This is a genomic window from Flavobacterium arundinis (assembly GCF_038289855.1).
Classification (GTDB): domain Bacteria; phylum Bacteroidota; class Bacteroidia; order Flavobacteriales; family Flavobacteriaceae; genus Flavobacterium; species Flavobacterium arundinis.
In genome coordinates this window covers 174,207-190,534 of sequence record NZ_JBBYHR010000010.1, presented here as the reverse complement: position 1 = coordinate 190,534, position 16,328 = coordinate 174,207, and the positions used below count along the sequence as shown (strand labels likewise).

The 16,328-nt window shown below is 47.1% G+C and carries 10 protein-coding genes and 1 pseudogene; 4 read left to right on the top strand and 7 right to left on the bottom strand.

Features of this window, described 5'->3' with window-relative positions; all coding sequences use genetic code 11:
* The 4 genes and pseudogenes from AAEO56_RS16870 to AAEO56_RS16855 form a co-directional block, all read right to left on the bottom strand.
* Nucleotides 1–161, bottom strand: a pseudogene (locus AAEO56_RS16870) (IS3 family transposase); the annotation flags it as partial.
* 215 nt (nt 162–376) lie between these two features.
* Nucleotides 377–1,216: a hypothetical protein gene (locus AAEO56_RS16865; RefSeq protein ID WP_341698244.1), complete on the bottom strand. Its 840-nt coding sequence runs from the start codon at nt 1,214–1,216 to the stop codon at nt 377–379.
* A gap of 17 nt (nt 1,217–1,233) precedes the next feature.
* Complete coding sequence (locus AAEO56_RS16860) at nt 1,234–8,655, bottom strand: T9SS-dependent choice-of-anchor J family protein (protein WP_341698243.1); 7,422 nt, start codon at nt 8,653–8,655, stop codon at nt 1,234–1,236.
* Nucleotides 8,656–9,118: 463 nt separating this feature from the next.
* Nucleotides 9,119–10,870, bottom strand: coding sequence for a helix-turn-helix transcriptional regulator (locus tag AAEO56_RS16855; RefSeq protein WP_341698242.1), 1,752 nt, complete (start codon nt 10,868–10,870; stop codon nt 9,119–9,121).
* Between the two features lie 156 nt (nt 10,871–11,026).
* On the opposite strand from AAEO56_RS16855, the gene AAEO56_RS16850 reads away from it, so the two are divergent.
* Nucleotides 11,027–11,911 (top strand): choice-of-anchor Q domain-containing protein, encoded by an 885-nt coding sequence (locus tag AAEO56_RS16850; RefSeq protein ID WP_341698241.1) that lies wholly within the window; start codon nt 11,027–11,029, stop codon nt 11,909–11,911.
* On the opposite strand, the gene AAEO56_RS16845 is transcribed toward AAEO56_RS16850, so the two are convergent.
* The 3 genes from AAEO56_RS16845 to AAEO56_RS16835 form a co-directional block, all read right to left on the bottom strand.
* Nucleotides 11,908–12,030 (bottom strand): hypothetical protein, encoded by a 123-nt coding sequence (locus AAEO56_RS16845; RefSeq protein ID WP_341698240.1) that lies wholly within the window; start codon nt 12,028–12,030, stop codon nt 11,908–11,910. The genes AAEO56_RS16850 and AAEO56_RS16845 overlap by 4 nt on opposite strands.
* Before the next feature lie 548 nt (nt 12,031–12,578).
* Nucleotides 12,579–13,529: a nucleotidyl transferase AbiEii/AbiGii toxin family protein gene (locus tag AAEO56_RS16840; protein ID WP_341698239.1), complete on the bottom strand. Its 951-nt coding sequence runs from the start codon at nt 13,527–13,529 to the stop codon at nt 12,579–12,581.
* Nucleotides 13,522–14,106, bottom strand: coding sequence for a DUF6088 family protein (locus AAEO56_RS16835; protein ID WP_341698238.1), 585 nt, complete (start codon nt 14,104–14,106; stop codon nt 13,522–13,524). The genes AAEO56_RS16840 and AAEO56_RS16835 overlap by 8 nt, the downstream gene beginning before the upstream one ends.
* 395 nt (nt 14,107–14,501) lie before the next feature.
* On the opposite strand from AAEO56_RS16835, the gene AAEO56_RS16830 reads away from it, so the two are divergent.
* From AAEO56_RS16830 to AAEO56_RS16820, 3 genes are all read left to right on the top strand, one after another.
* Entirely contained in the window at nt 14,502–14,891 is a 390-nt protein-coding gene (locus tag AAEO56_RS16830; RefSeq protein WP_341698237.1) for a DUF983 domain-containing protein, read from the top strand.
* A 61-nt stretch (nt 14,892–14,952) separates the two neighbouring features.
* Nucleotides 14,953–15,684 (top strand): YoaK family protein, encoded by a 732-nt coding sequence (locus AAEO56_RS16825; protein ID WP_341698236.1) that lies wholly within the window; start codon nt 14,953–14,955, stop codon nt 15,682–15,684.
* A 159-nt stretch (nt 15,685–15,843) separates the two neighbouring features.
* On the top strand, nt 15,844–16,257 hold the full coding sequence (locus AAEO56_RS16820) for a hypothetical protein (protein ID WP_341698235.1): 414 nt from the start codon (nt 15,844–15,846) through the stop codon (nt 16,255–16,257).
* The last annotated feature ends 71 nt before the right edge of the window (nt 16,258–16,328 follow it).

The window sequence follows — 16,328 nt, the reverse complement described above, 5'->3', positions numbered from 1 at the left end:
CTGAGCCAACTTACAATTGTTGACCTGGCTTGTATACCATATTTTTTACAGGCACCATGAGTGGATAATTCTCCGCGCTCAATCTCCTGAACGATTTGTAATTTAAGAGACAGGCTGTAATCTTGCTGGGTTCGCTTTACATAATTTCTTTCTTCTGACATAATGAAGTTTTTTTTGTATCGCTATTTCAGGACGAGACAATAACATCAAAAAAAACCTACTTAACAAAAATTAAGTAGGTTTTTTCTTTCAGTGGACTTGCCCGGACAATTTTCGAACAACTTTTACAGGAGATTTATCAGTATGTGTTAGGCCGTTGTAAGAGGGTTTTTTGTATTCATAGCTGTTGAATAGTTTTGGCTACCTTTCACCCCTGTTAAAAATTAAGGAATGAATATCTCAATTTTACCCCGAAAGCTAACGTTTTAACGCTATCTATATTAGGTGAATTTAATATACTGTTGTATTTAAATCCGGCGCCGTCCTCTTTAACCACATACTCAACCGGATGGCTTTGGTCCCCGGCAATATTGTTCAGGCCGTAATCCAAGTAAAACCCGGCATAAAAATTATTCTTTCCTATAGATTCTTTAATTCCCAGTTCAAATGAAGCAATGTATGAGGGTTTCAGCTGTACTGAATTGCCACTGGCAGAAACTTTGCCAAAGTCCCCAAAACCCATGAACAGGGGGTCAGATAATTCTGCATTATACTGCGGATAAAAACCACTGGTCGAAAGCAGGTATCGCGATGAAAAACTGCCTGATACCGGCAAACCTACTTTTGCGCCCACTCTTGCATAAATACCCGTTTCGCCCGTGCGGTATACAAATGCTACAGGTATGTTCAGGAAATTTATTTTTTGCTGCTCGCTAAATTCATTCATAGTATACCTGAATTCAAATGGTTCCTGTTCATAATCTGCGGTATTATACGAACCGTCAATTTTCCTGATGTACGAAGATGCATTTACCCTTTGGTATTCTGCTCCTATGGCGATACCAATATTTTCAGAAAAGTAATACGCATACTCGATACCAATATTAATATTTTCTCCGTCTTTTGTCTGGTATTTATAATTCAGGGAAGAAGATATTCCGCCTATAGAGGCAGAGATTTCGCTATTCTGTGCAAACGTGTCATTTGGGCAGGCTATCCATAGCCCTGTAAAAGCTATAGCGGAAATGCTTTTGATGGTGCTTATATATTTTTTCATGTGTAAGATGCTAATGATTATTTGCGAACGATTATCTTGAATGATTGCGTGTGCTTAGGGGTGGTGCAACTCACAATGTACACGCCTGCCTCAATTCCCGTGGCCAGCTGCACCTGTGTTATCCTCTGGCTTGTCTGGCCTGAGTGTACCAGCCTTCCGTTGATGTCATGGATATCAATTCGCATATCGATAAATTCTTCCCCGGGGAAGTCGGCGATAACGGTAATTTCACCACCTGTCACAGCCGGGTTCGGGATTACCGATACCCTAAAGCTGTGCTCGAGGGTTACCTGCCCGATACATGTTTGCAGCACATCGCCTTCCACAGTTGTAAGCCTCAGGTAGTACTCTGCATCAGGGTCAAGCAGGTCGTTAGATGTCGGCCCCTCGGAGAAATACTGGTTGCGGCTTACAAGGCTGCCGTTTTTGTACCATTCGTAGGCAGTAAACGAATAACCGCCATTGGTTTCAGGGTTGTTGTTCGCCAAAAGTACGTTGTCAAATTTCTGTACGGCAACATCAAAGAACTGGAACATTTTCTCTACCGTTATGATATAGGTTTGCGTTACGGTACCGTCCTGCGATGTTATGGTAACTGTCTGGCTGTAGATGCCCGGCCTGGGGGTGTCTATCGTGAAGGTATGCCCCGGTGTTACGGACGCATTGGCCTCGGTTGTGATAGAAACGTTTACAGAACCCGCTGTATCTTCACACAGCATCAGGTGGTAAATATCCTGTCCCGGGCTGGTATACACCACATCGCCAATAGTTACATTGTGTATGCTGGCATCGCTGCTGTTGATAACCAACTGCTGTGTTACAGGTGCAGCAGGCAGGTAGTTGACATTGCCATCCTGGTGGGCCGTGATCTCTACTATGCCCGATGTAAGCATGTCTACCCAGCCGGTTGAGGATACGCTGGCAGGAGTTGTTGGCGCTGTAAACGTATACGTGTAATACACCGGCAATCCTGAAGATGCGGTAGCCGTAAGCTGGAAGTCAGGGTCAGCCTCAAGGTTTTTAACCGGTATCGGGTCGAAAGTGATTACCTGCGCTGCCTGCTCTATGGTCAGCGTCGCCGTAAGGGTAACCGGGTCACAGTTTGGCGCATCGGCCGCAGGCGTTACTACAGCGGTTATGGTGTAGGTACCTGTGTTTATCGCTGCGTTGCCCAACCCGGTGTCAGGGGTAATGGAATAGGCAACAGACGCACCCGCCGGAAGGTTGGCTACGGAAATGGATTGCGCCGCAGTGTTATAAATAACCGTCTGGCTGGTAAACGTTACCGCATTGATAGCCGATTCGGTTACCGTAACACTTTGTGTTTGCGTAGTGATGTTGCCGTTGCCATCGTCATAGCTCCATGTGATGGTATACGTGCCCAGAGCTGTGTACAGCAAAGGATCTGTAGTAGAGGCAACAAGTGTCCCGGCACAGTTGTCTGTAGCCGTAGGCACAGGTATATCGCTGGTAAGCACCTGGCATTGCATGGTTATGGCAGGCAGGTTGGTTACCGCAGGTACCGGTGCTGTAGTGTCGGTAATTACCACGTCTTGTGTTTGTGTCGTAGTATTGCCGTTTACATCTTCATACGTCCATGTAATAACCGTTGTGCCCTGGTCTGTTATAGGGAATACAGCATCCGATGTTACTATTATTGTACCCACGCAGTTATCCGTTGCAGAAGGTACAGGTACGTCGGCCTGGTTTACCACGCACTGTGCGGTAATAGCAGGCAGATTGGCTACAGATGGTACAGGGTCCTGTGTGTCGTCAAACCCGATGGTTACGCTGGCTGTTGCCGTACATCCGTTGGCATCGGTTACGGTCACTGTATGGCTGCCCACAGAAAGGTTGGTCACTACAGCTGTAGTAGCGCCGTTATCCCATAGGTAGGTGTAGGTAGTTGTGCCTCCTGCTGCCGTTACTGTTGCGCCCCCGTCCAGGCTTTCAGAACAGGTTGCCGGGAAATTTTGGGTTGCCGAAGCGTTAAGCACCGTAGGCTGTGTTATGGTAAAGGACTGCGTATCGGTACAGCCGTTGGCATCGGTCACGGTAACGGTATACGTTCCCGCTGCAAGGCCGGTAGCAGTTGCCGCCGTTCCGCCCGATGGTGCCCATGAATACGTATACGATGGTGTTCCTCCCGTTACTGTTACAGTAGCCGAACCGTTAGACCCGCCGTTGCAGGACACGTTAGTCTGCGCTCCTGCTGTTGCGTTAAGCACCGTAGGCTGTGTTATGGTAAAGGACTGCGTATCGGTACAGCCGTTGGCATCGGTCACGGTAACTGTGTAGGTTCCCGCTGCAAGGCCGGTAGCAGTTGCCGCCGTTCCGCCCGATGGCGCCCACGAATAGGTATACGATGGTGTTGTTCCTCCTGTTACTGCCACGGTAGCCGAACCATTCGACCCGCCGTTGCAGGACACGTTAGTCTGCGCTCCTGCTGTTGCGTTAAGCGCCGTAGGCTGTGTTATGGTAAAGGACTGTGTATCGGTACAGCCGTTGGCATCGGTCACGGTAACTGTGTAGGTTCCCGCTGCAAGGCCGGTAGCTGTTGCCGCCGTTCCGCCCGATGGCGCCCACGAATAGGTATACGATGGTGTTCCTCCTGTTACTGCCACGGTAGCCGAACCATTCGACCCGCCATTGCAGGACACGTTAGTCTGCGCTCCTGCTGTTGCGTTAAGCGCCGCTGCTGGCTGGGTGATGGTTACGTTCTTCACAGCAGTACACCCGTTGGCATCGGTTATGGTAACCGAGTAGTTGCCTGCCGCTAATCCGGTCTGGTCTTTGATAGTGCTACCGTTGTTCCAGCCGTAAGTGTAAGGCGTAGTCCCTCCCGAAACGGTAAGGCTAATTGAGCCGTTGGAACCGCCATTGCAGGCTATGTTGGTCGATGTTGCATTTGCGGTAAGCGCCGCTGCCGGTTGGGTGATGGTTACGTTCTTCACAGCGGTACACCCGTTGGCATCGGTTATGGTCACCGAGTAGTTGCCCGCCGCTAAGCCGGTCTGGTCTTTGATAGTGCTACCGTTGTTCCAGCCGTAAGTGTAGGGTGCGGTACCTCCCGAAACGGTAAGGCTAATTGAGCCGTTGGAACCGCCATTGCAGGCTATGTTGGTCGATGTTGCACTTGCGGTAAGCGCCGCTGCTGGCTGGGTGATGGTTACGTTCTTCACAGCAGTACACCCGTTGGCATCGGTTATGGTAACCGAGTAGTTGCCTGCCGCTAATCCGGTCTGGTCTTTGATAGTGCTACCGTTGTTCCAGCCGTAAGTGTAAGGCGTAGTCCCTCCCGAAACGGTAAGGCTAATTGAGCCGTTGGAACCGCCATTGCAGGCTATGTTGGTCGATGTTGCATTTGCGGTAAGCGCCGCTGCCGGTTGGGTGATGGTTACGTTCTTCACAGCGGTACACCCGTTGGCATCGGTTATGGTCACCGAGTAGTTGCCCGCCGCTAAGCCGGTCTGGTCTTTGATAGTGCTACCGTTGTTCCAGCCGTAAGTGTAGGGTGCGGTACCTCCCGAAACGGTAAGGCTAATTGAGCCGTTGGAACCGCCATTGCAGGCTATGTTGGTCGATGTTGCACTTGCGGTAAGCGCCGCTGCTGGCTGGGTGATGGTTACGTTCTTCACAGCAGTACACCCGTTGGCATCGGTTATGGTCACCGAGTAGTTGCCTGCCGCTAATCCGGTCTGGTCTTTGATAGTGCTACCGTTGTTCCAGCCGTAAGTGTAAGGCGCAGTCCCTCCCGAAACGGTAAGGCTAATTGAGCCGTTGGTTGCGCCATTGCAGGCTATGTTGGTCGATGTTGCATTTGCGGTAAGCGCCGCTGCTGGTTGGGTGATGGTAACGTTCTTCACAGCAGTACACCCGTTGGCATCGGTTATGGTCACCGAGTAGTTGCCTGCCGCTAATCCGGTCTGGTCTTTGATAGTGCTACCGTTGTTCCAGCCGTAAGTGTAAGGCGCAGTCCCTCCCGAAACGGTAAGGCTAATTGAGCCGTTGGTTGCGCCATTGCAGGCTATGTTGGTCGATGTTGCATTTGCGGTAAGCGCCGCTGCTGGTTGGGTGATGGTAACGTTCTTCACAGCGGTACACCCGTTGGCATCGGTTATGGTCACCGAGTAGTTGCCTGCCGCTAATCCGGTCTGGTCTTTGATAGTGCTACCATTGTTCCAGCCGTAAGTGTAAGGCGCAGTCCCTCCCGAAACGGTAAGGTTAATTGAGCCGTTGGAAGCACCATTGCAGGCTATGTTGGTCGATGTTGCATTTGCGGTAAGCGCCGCTGCTGGTTGGGTGATGGTTACGTTCTTTACAGCGGTACACCCGTTAGCATCGGTTATGGTCACCGAGTAGTTACCCGCCGCTAAGCCGGTCTGGTCTTTGGTAGTGGTACCGTTGTTCCAGCCGTAAGTGTAAGGCGCAGTCCCTCCCGAAACGGTAAGGCTAATTGAGCCGTTGGTTGCGCCATTGCAGGCTATGTTGGTCGATGTTGCATTTGCGGTAAGCGCCGCTGCTGGTTGGGTGATGGTTACGTTCTTTACAGCGGTACACCCGTTGGCATCGGTTATGGTCACCGAGTAGTTGCCTGCCGCTAATCCGGTCTGGTCTTTGATAGTGCTACCGTTGTTCCAGCCGTAAGTGTAAGGAGCAGCCCCTCCCGAAACGGTAAGGTTAATTGAGCCGTTGGTTGCGCCATTGCAGGCTATGTTTGTTTGCGATACTATATCAACAGATAGGGCTTCCATTCCAGCCGTGCGAATGGTAACGTCATCGACCATGACAAAATAATAATCGCCATTAAACGTAAACCGTATTTTACAATTGGTAAGATCCGCGGCGTTTGTAAAACCGGTTAATGGATAGGTTACCATAGCAGTGTTGAATATAACTCCCGGCTGTTGTATGCTAACATCCGTCCAGGTTGCCCCTCCGTCATTAGAATAGCCTATCGACAATTCATCTATGTTAAATTTCCGGTAATATAAATAAAGATCAACATACAAATCCTGTCCATTATGTCCGGAAAGGTCAAATGAAGGGGATATCAAGCGTCCTTTATGGGGTGATGGTGACGAACCGGTATCAAATGCTCCCTGTACACCTCCATTATCCAGAAAATCCGAGTCAAACAACGCAACACCATCGGTTTGTGATGGCGATGCCATGGGAGGCAAATTACCCCAATAGGCGCCGTTGGATGTCCCTGTTGTACTGCGCGTCCACAAAGCATTACCGGGAGTTGCGTTACCGTCAAATACACTAACTGCCTGCCAGGATCCCGCCCCATTGAAGGCGTTTGCAAACCTGCCGTTAAGGTTTTCTGCCGCATCCGACGAGCCGCTTCCCCAAACGATCTCGGTTCCCGAGGCCTGTGTTATAGTGAAAGATTGTGTAGCTGTACAGCCGTTGGCATCGGTCACCGTCACCGTATAGGTACCTGCCGCGAGGCCAGCAGCTGTTGCTGCCGTACCGCCCGATGGCGCCCATGAATAGGTGTAGCCCGGTGTTCCTCCCGTTACTGCCACCGTAGCCGATCCGTTCGACCCGCCGCTGCAGGCAATATTGGTTTGCGCGCCTGCCGTTGCATTCAGCACCGTAGGCTGTGTTATGGTAAATGCCTGCGTAGCCTGACAGCCGTAGGCATCGGTTACCGTTGCGGTGTAGGTGCCTGCCGCAAGGCCGGTAACTGAAGCAGTGACAGCACCATTATTCCATGTGTAGGTGTAAGGAGCTGTGCCGCCTGTTGCCGTTACCGTAGCAGCTCCTGTCGACCCGCCGTTGCAGGCAATGTTGGTTTGAGATGCAGGCGACGCCGTAAGGGCCGTAGGCTGCGTGATTGTAAATGATTGCGTTGCGGTACAGCCGTTAGCATCGGTTACCGTTGCGGTGTAGGTGCCTGCCGCAAGGCCGCTAACTGAAGCAGTGACAGCACCATTATTCCATGTGTAGGTGTAAGGGGCTGTGCCGCCTGTTGCTGTTACCGTAGCAGCTCCTGTCGAACCGCCGTTGCAGGCAATGTTGGTTTGGGATGCAGGCGACGCCGTAAGGGCCGTAGGCTGTGTGATGGCAAATGCCTGCGTAGCCTCACAGCCGTTGGCATCGGTCACCGTCACCGTATAGGTACCCGCCGCGAGGCCTGCAGCCGTTGCCGCCGTACCGCCGGATGGCGCCCATGAATAGGTGTAGCCCGGTGTTCCTCCCGTTACTGCCACCGTAGCCGATCCGTTCGACCCGCCGTTGCAGGAAATATTGGTTTGCGCGGCTGCCATTGCGTTAAGCAGCGTAGGCTGTGTTATGGTAAATGCCTGTGTATCGGTACAGCCGTTGGCATCGGATACCGTTACGGTGTAGGTACCTGCCGAAAGGCCTGTAGCTGTAGCTGCCGTACCACCTGATGGCGACCATGAGTAAGTAAATGGCGCTGTACCTCCTGTCACTCCCACAGTAGCCGCGCCGGTACTTGTACCATTACAGGCTATATTGGTCTGCATTGACGGCGTTGCATTTAGGGTACAGGGGTTAATTACGGTTATCGAAAAAGCGCTGCTTGCTGAACAGCCGCTAGTATCATCAACTGTTACTGTGAAATTATAAGTGCCGGGTGTAGTTGGCGGGCCGCTTACAGTCCCGGAAGCAGAAAGCGTAAGCCCGGGAGGCAAAGCTCCTGCCGTAACGGCATAATTTGCAGTTCCCAACGCTCCCGTTTGTGTAAATTGTTTTGAATACGCAATACCCACACTTCCGTCGGTCAGGCCTCCTGCCGGGGCGCTCACTGTTAGGGTGGGACATGAATAAGGGGTATATACTACATTATCAATACCTATATAATCAGAATTTGTTCCTAAAGAACCCGCTCCCGTTACAAAGTAGCGGAATGCAAACCTGCCCGATGTTGGTGCAGGAAGTCCAGCCATAGTGATAGTATATTGTGTCCAAGTGCCTGGATAGCCCGTTGTTGACAGAGTAGGATTTACAGATAGTACCAGGGTTGTAAAGTCTCCCACCCCTGTAGCCGTTGTGCCTACGTTGGTACTGGCGCCGTTGGTGCTAAGTCGTACCTCAAGCCTGTCAGGGAAAACTGTAGCAGCACCCGGGGTGCGGGTGTAAAAAGTAAGTACATCACCATTGCGTAGCGTCCTGTTAGGCATCAGGTACCAATTACTTATAGTCCCACTGCCGCTTGTACTGTTATAATTAGCTGCAAGGTAGGCATTTGCTGCGCCATTATAGGCGTCAAAGGGCCCTGTTGCGCCAATATTAGTTCCCTGAAACCATGATAATGTTCCCAACGGCTGGCTATTGTTTTGTGTAAACCATCCATTGCCGGATAAGGTGGTTACATCATCAAAATTTTCCGTGAAGGCTTGGCTATTCATCCGGGTTATTGCAAATAACGCCAGTAGCCAGCAATAGAGTAGTGTTTTTTTCATGCGGTTTGTTTTAGGGGTTTTTCAAAGTATATTTAATTATTTAATAAATGGTCGCTAAAATAAAACCTCATGCGCTTTAGGGATAAATTTTAGCGATGACTAAAAGATGACAATGTATTGACAGGTGTAATCAGTCGAATTAAATATTTAAAAATCAAATAGATGGCGGTTGTGTTGTTATTCCATGAATTTTTTAAGCGATGTCGTAAGCGTGTCTTTTTTAAGTTTTTCAGTGCATTGCATATGCCACCTGCAATCAGAATGGTGCTATTGGCATTTTAACGGATTATAAATAGCCGGGGGCTGCTTCTTCAAAGATGCAGGCATTAGATCATTAGCAGGATTATGAATTCCAACAAGGCTAAAAGCTGAAAATGTGCTTATGTGAAGTTCTGAACAATCAGAGGACTTGTTTCAGAAACAATAGGGTGTGTTTTTAGTAATGGATATAAAAATGATTATACTATGCCGTAACATTGTCCATTTTTTTACGAAGCCTTAGACGCGTTTGGTGTATGGTGTTTTTATTTACTCCAAGCATATTGGCCATTTCCTGGGCTGTCAATCCGAGTTTTTCCAGCACGATAAGCCGGATTTCCGCAGGGGTAATGCCAGGATAAAGCTGTTTCTGTTCAATGATAAAATCCGGATACACTTTTTCAAATAATGTCCTGAAATTCGTCCAGTCTTCATCGGTAAGTATGGTAGCATTGGATAATTGCAGCAGATACTGGCTTTTTTCCGTTTGTGATAAGTGCTTTTCAATTTCACTGCGAAGACTATCCGCTAACTCTGATTTTTCTCTTAAATGCTTTGTTTGCTGTAAAAGCAGCAACCTGGTCGCTTCAAGTTCCGCTTCTTTCCGTTTCTTCCTCGCCTTAAGGTTCCTAAAGTATGCGAAACCCATTATAACCACAAGTGCAAGAATGGCTACGGCAGCATTGCGAAGCATTTTTTCAAGTTGCCGCTCCCTTTCTACCATCGCAATTTTCTGCGAATACTTTTCGGCATCGAACCGTTGCTGCGCCAGTGCCAGCTTATGGGCATCATTTTTTTTATTGAGGCTGTCCTGCAAAGCAGCTGCCTTGTGCATATAGGTCAGTGCATCATTGGCATTACCCATCCTTTCATTATATGCAGCCAGTAATTTGTAGAGCTTTAAGGGTTTAAAATATTCCAGTTTACCTTTAGCCTCCAGCATATTTTTTATTTGCAGGGCGCGTTCCAGTAAAATACCCGCATCCTTCAGTTTTCCTAACTGCAGCTTTACATCTGTCAATACCAATAAGGCATCCAGTTCGGCCTGATGACTAACAATTTTATTTACAAGCCGTTCGGGTACCTGGCTTAGTTCATATCCTTTGCCGGCATATTGCTCGCTCTCTGCAAATTTTCCCTCTTTAATAAGGATATCTGCTATTTCGATATTAGAAAAACTTTTCCAGAAGTTATTCCACCACTGGCGCATGGGGTCGGTAGTGGTAAAGTGTTCGTGGAAGTTTTTTATCTTATAAGCATAGCTCAGTGACTTACTGTAATCCTTTTTCATTTTCCAATACGACTGCAAATAACTTAAAACCTGAGTGTAGGTATAAGCGCCTTCTTCGGTTTTATTAATAAACCGTTCCGCAATGGAGAGGTACCTGAAGGCTTTCTCAAAATCTTCCATATCCCACATATACATCGCTATATTGAGCATCATGTTGTCAATGTAATAGTCCCTGAATTTTTCAAAGCCTATTGCCTGCATACGTTCGGTTATTTTCTGTGCCTCTATATATTTTTGCTCATTCGTTAGCTTAAGATCCGTGTTTCGGTCAAGGTAAAAATCTGCAACAGCGGCTTCAATATCATACCCGTTCTGTTCGGCCAGGGCCTTAATATCCTTTAAGAGCATATAGGCAGTTTTGCCATCCGGAAGTTTTATTCCCGGGTTGCCGCTGCAAAGGCACCAGTAAAATTCTACAGCCAGGACAGTATGGATATCTTTTTTCTTTTCCGCAGTCTCATACATCTGCCGTAAAATCAATGTCAGGGTAGTACTGTCGTCAATCTTCCAAAAAGGATAACTGTGCACATAACGGTATCTTTCATCATTGCTCATTTTATCAAATGCAACGGCAGACCAGCTTTCTGAGGCATAAAGCTTACAACTGGCTCCGCAGGTAATAAGCGTCACCAGTAAGAAGAAAAAGACTTGTTTGCAGGTCGCCACGATTTGTAAGATTTAGTATCACAAATGTAAGGTTTCTTTTTTATGAAGCAATTTATCTGGTATTGCTCAGGATCGGGTATTATTTTAAAGACAGATCATTTGCGCCGTCCTTGCCATTGAATCGCTACCCCTTTTCAGATAAACGATCCTATCACTATGGTAAATGTTATGGTTCCTGCTGATACCTGGGGATATGACGGGCCGGGTATTATAAAGGCAGATCCGTTATTTGCCGATCCTGCAAACCTGGACTACACTTTACAGCCGGGAAGCCCAGCAATAAATGCAGGAAATACCGGATTTTTTGACAACGCGGCTACAGCTACAGACCTGGCAGGCAATGCAAGGATTGACGGCAGCAGCATAGACATTGGCGCCTATGAGTTTAAAGAAAACTGCAGTATTACCACTGCATGGAACGGGGATGCATGGAGTAACGGCTTACTGTTATCTTATGAGTATTCTGCTATTATAGAAGGCGACTACAACTCGTCTGAAAATGGACATATAACCGCCTGCTCGCTTACGGTATACATTGGCGATGTTGTCATTGCAGCAGGGCAGAACTTCACTATAAAAGGTGCCGTGGTTGTGGATAATGAGAATGCAGCCTTTATAGTACAGCACAACACCAACCTCATCCAGGTGGACGATGTGGATAACGCGGGAACTATAAGCGTTATTAAAGAAAGCGCCCCAATGTACAGGCTTGACTATGCACTATGGGGATCTCCGGTGGCAGGGCAGAAGCTGAAAGGCTTTTCACCCCAAACGCTGGACAACCGTTTTTACACTTACAACCCAATGAGTGATGCCTATTCTGTGGTTGCAGACCCGGTGACGACCGGCTTTGCCGAAGGTACGGGTTACCTTATCCGGGTGGCGAACAACCACACCGCTTTTGTAAGCGATGATATTGCGCCAACGCGATGGATAGGAACTTTTACAGGAGTACCAAATAACGGAAACTTAGATGTTACTGTAGTTGCAGCAGTATTCAGCGATCACAGCATCATCGTGTATAAGCAGGGGAATGTTTAAATATTTGAGGTTTCCTTGCGCACTCCATCCACAGTTACCCTCAGGTAGATGTACCTGATGTTTGTCTCTTTTTTTGGCGGCTTCATAAAGAAGCTCAGCCCAAAGCTTGTCTCTAACATAACTTACTGTTTTAAATTAATAAATATAAGATTATGCCGTTCTTCAGTCAAGTCGTTAACCTGCTTTACCTTTTGTAGTACAGGTATTTATGTGCAATTTCGGTGCAAATTCGGTGCACTTTTTTCGCTTGTACAAAATTGCACCGAAATTGCACCAGGAACTTTGGGCACTTTTGAAAATTTTGCTTGTTGCAGGTAAAATAAAAAAGCCTGCAAATATCAAAATTTGCAGGCTTTAAAGGCTTTTCGATACGTTTTGTGTGTTTTTGGCAACTTTGAAAAGCATGCCTTAAACCGTCTTCGTGGACTTGCCGGGAATCGAACCTAAGCCCGAAAACCCGCGCCAATGCTAGGTTTTATACTTTGCAAATTCGGCATTGCCCCGATTTTGCCACAAGTTTAAAAGTGCATTGAAAACCTTAGTATCTTAAAGTTTCTGCAAAGAAGCTAACTGATTTAATAAGAACGAAATAATTATGATTAAGTGCAAAAGTATAAATAAATGTCCGTTTTAAAAGTTAAAGCCGTGAACTAATTCGATTAACAGATTATAGCTTTTTTACCCACGCGTCAATCGTTGATAAAAGCTCTTCGAAAGGTGTCTGGCCATTATAGTACAATGCAGCAGTTTTTTGGTATCTTGCTTTGAACTTATCTTTAAGGTCATCTTTAGTAAGCAAAAATGCCTGGTTTTCAGAAATTGGAATCTCAAAGTCGGCCTTTGGAAAGCGATCAGCCTTATGTTGAAGGTACTCTTCTGTCCCTATGAATTCCTGGACAGACGCATCCTGAAGCAAACTATGGACATCGTAGTATTGACGCATCAGGTTTGGGCGTTCTCTGCCATCTTCCTGCTCATTCCTGAATTTGGTTGCAATAGTCTGTAATTTTTCTACAAAGGTATAGCCGGGATGATAGCAGGCTACTTCAATCGCACGGTTGTCGATGACTTCAACTTTACTTTCAATGGCTTTTTCATATGCCCACGAGCTTATTGTGACCTTGTTATTTGGTGTGACCTTATCAAAGCCCGCTTCAAGGAGAATACCTTCTTTTACCCCATCAACAGGGTCAGTAAAGGTTTTGTAATGAAGGCGGATCCCTCCGCTTAAATACGATTTGGTATTATCAAAATCTGTATCACGTTCGGTATTTACGATGCCCTCAATCTTTATATTCTTAGCCAGCCAATCATAGAAAGCCTTCCTTGCGGCAATTGCTCCGGATTTTGTATTATTCGGGTTCTCATTGATTTTCATTTCGGCTGGCGGCTTAATGTGAATGTCAATGTCTTCTGAAAACCGATGGATTATTCGATACCCTTTTGATAATGAGGTCCCGCCTTTGAGCTCAAATTCAAAACCGTTTTGTTTGAGCCCGAATAGCGTATGCATGATCCAGTAGTCCTTCTCTATAAGGCCGGGAAGAATTTTTCTTTCCTCCCCTACGATGCGCAGCAGTGATGCAAAATCTTTATGATTATGAAGAAAATCAGGCATGGGCTAGGGTTAAGGCAGGTTTCAGTATTTTTTTTGTTTTCGCACTCCCGTAGTCACGCAAAGCGCGCTCCAGTTTTTGAGGATTCATAGTATGCATCTTGCTTTTGACTTTCTGCAAAACTTCATCACGATCTTCAGCCAGCTGGTCGAGGTTATTGACCAGGTCAACTAAGAGGAATTCAGGCGTGGCTTTGCGGGGGAAATGAGGCTTTACGCGAAATGAAAAGGTCTTATTCCCTAAAGTGAAATCACCATGGCGCTTATGGTTGTAAACGGTCTGCCTGTTGTAAAGCTGCGTTGTCCCAACACCAAGTGCATTATAAGCATTTAATGATGTCAGCAAAAAGCGGTCGTCTTTCAAAAAACTTCGTACCACAACTTCCTCACGGGGCGGCGTCTTACCAAAAGATGACAATTCGGGATAGTAATACAGCCCCTGGGAAAGTTTTTCAAGTGTGCCGTCACTGACAAGCTCATCCAGATGGCGATCAACTGAACGTGACCACCTGGACAGGTCGGACCGGCGATAAACTCGCCCCCGTCTGAGATGTCGCTTAAGTTCTTCTAACTTTGCCATAATGCAAAGATAGTCAAATATTCATTTGAATAAAATGTTATTGAAAATTCATGCATTTTTGTAAGCAGGTAAATTCAAATATAAAATAGTAATGTAGCCAGCAATGAAAAGCTATTTCTCAATACAAACAGGATCTTCATCATATCTTTCAGGGAAACTCTCTTGAAGTGTAGGCCATCGCATTAGAAGGTCTCCTGTCCGTAGCAAAATCATATGAAGCAATAGTAGCTTTCCAAACCGCACGCATGGGTAAAAATTTTCTGCAAGGTAATTTGGCAGGGCCATTGTAAACAAATATGTAGTGTTTAGGTTTACCTTTATACCTAATTATCAACAGAAGCCTGATGCAGGCATGTCGAAGCAATGCAGGCATAAAGTTTAATAATCCCAAAGTTGTGAAAAAAAGAAATGTACTGGTAAACATATTCAGGCTGAAGTGCCCGAGATGCCACAAGGGTAACCTGTTTACCGTACCCGGGCTCTTTGTAATGAGTAAGGCTCTTGCAATGCCCCAAAAGTGCCCGCATTGCCACCAGGACTTTACGATTGAGCCGGGCTTTTATTCGGCAGCCTTGTGGATAAGCTATCCGATCGTAGTAGCCCTGTTGGCATTCTTATTGGTTCTTGGGTATTACCTCCATGAGAGCCTGAAGGTACCCTTTAAGGTACTGTTGCCGGTATTGATGATACTGTGCTTTCTGCTCCAGGTCCCGATAATGCGCATAGCAAGAGCAATCCTGATCAATATAACGATTGCTTATCAGGATGATGAAATGAAGCAATAGCACCATAGGACAAGATCTACCATAAGCCATTACGGATGGCAAATTAAAAGATGCCGGCAAAATGTTCAAACACCACGGAAAAAATAGAAGCTTAACGCATAACCTGAAAATTGCCTCCCTGTTATCCTTTGTTGCGGGGCTGGTGAACGTAGCGGGGGTCTTTGCAGTCCAGACCCTGACGACCAACGTAACCGGGCACTTCGCCTTTTTTGTCGATGAGGTCTTCAAGCTTCGCTTTATCACGGCGCTCGTTTACTTCCTGTATATCTTTTTCTTTTTTATGGGTTCTTTCACTTCCAGCCTTCTCATGGAATTGGCAGCTGTGCGCCGGAAGGAAAACATTGTGCATGTCATCCCTGCCTCCATGGAGATACTGCTACTGTTTTTTATTGCCATTTTCGGCGAGCACCTGCTTGCAGGCTTTCCGAACCTGATTTCTTTCACCCTGCTTTTTGCTATGGGCATGCAGAACTCATTTGTGACAAGGATATCCAATTCGGTTGTCCGGACCACCCACCTGACGGGGCTGTTCACCGATCTGGGGATTGAGCTCTCCCAGCTTTTTTTTTACAGGGAACAAAATATCAGGGCAGCACTTTTCTCATCAGTCAAGCTGAGGGTCACGATCATCAGCTTTTTCTTTATGGGCGGCATTGCGGGTGGTATCTTTTACTCCAGGATAGGGTTGCGCGTACTGTTCCTTGGAGGGATGCTGATACTGGCAGGCTTACTCTATGACAATATTAAGCTGAATATAATCCTGTTGAAGCGAAAGCTGAAAAGAAGGGGGTAAACTGTATTGGTACTCAAATTGTAAAAAGTAAGCCGGATCGAGGCATCCACTTTCGCTGATGCGCCAGCAATAAAAGCTTCCTTTTTGCAACTTTTTGCACGTTTTTGTAAAGTTGTGCTGCCGCATTTACCAATAACTTTACGGCCAAATAGTCCAGCAATGACCAGATTCCCATTGACCACTGAGGGCGTAGCAGCGTTCTGCGCCAAGGTTTATAAGTACGATGACAGCAGGCTACAGTCAACGGCAGGCGAGGCCGCTGCCGATCCCCGCGCATTCCTAGCGAGCCGGTTCGAGCTTCTCGTGGAGCAGCTGGAATTTATCAGGGGCCTGGATGCTGCCTTTATGCAGATTTTTGGATGGGGCCTGGCTACGGCCCTGTTGGGTAGAATGCCGATTTCCTATAGGCCCGTAGTGGACATTTTGAAGGAAGGCCAAAAAAATGCATACGCCATGATCACTTCGCAGCTCAGGGGACATTGTTCGGGAACCAGTATAACGGTGGAAGGAAGACTTGCATTCCTATTTGGCTTTGGTACTAGGAGCTCAGCCCAAAGCTTGTCTCTAACATAACTTACTGTTTTAAATTAATAAATATAAGATTATGCCGTTCTTCAGTCAAGTCGTTAACCTGCTTTACCTTT

Bases quoted from the DNA above. Each gene is read 5' to 3' on its own strand.
- AAEO56_RS16860 (WP_341698243.1), bottom strand. From the start codon at position 8,655: ATGAAAAAAACACTACTCTATTGCTGGCTACTGGCGTTATTTGCAATA.
- AAEO56_RS16850 (WP_341698241.1), top strand. From the start codon at position 11,027: ATGGTAAATGTTATGGTTCCTGCTGATACCTGGGGATATGACGGGCCG.
- AAEO56_RS16865 (WP_341698244.1), bottom strand. From the start codon at position 1,216: ATGAAAAAATATATAAGCACCATCAAAAGCATTTCCGCTATAGCTTTT.
- AAEO56_RS16840 (WP_341698239.1), bottom strand. From the start codon at position 13,529: ATGCCTGATTTTCTTCATAATCATAAAGATTTTGCATCACTGCTGCGC.
- AAEO56_RS16825 (WP_341698236.1), top strand. From the start codon at position 14,953: ATGTTCAAACACCACGGAAAAAATAGAAGCTTAACGCATAACCTGAAA.
- AAEO56_RS16845 (WP_341698240.1), bottom strand. From the start codon at position 12,030: ATGTTAGAGACAAGCTTTGGGCTGAGCTTCTTTATGAAGCCGCCAAAA.
- AAEO56_RS16835 (WP_341698238.1), bottom strand. From the start codon at position 14,106: ATGGCAAAGTTAGAAGAACTTAAGCGACATCTCAGACGGGGGCGAGTT.
- AAEO56_RS16820 (WP_341698235.1), top strand. From the start codon at position 15,844: ATGACCAGATTCCCATTGACCACTGAGGGCGTAGCAGCGTTCTGCGCC.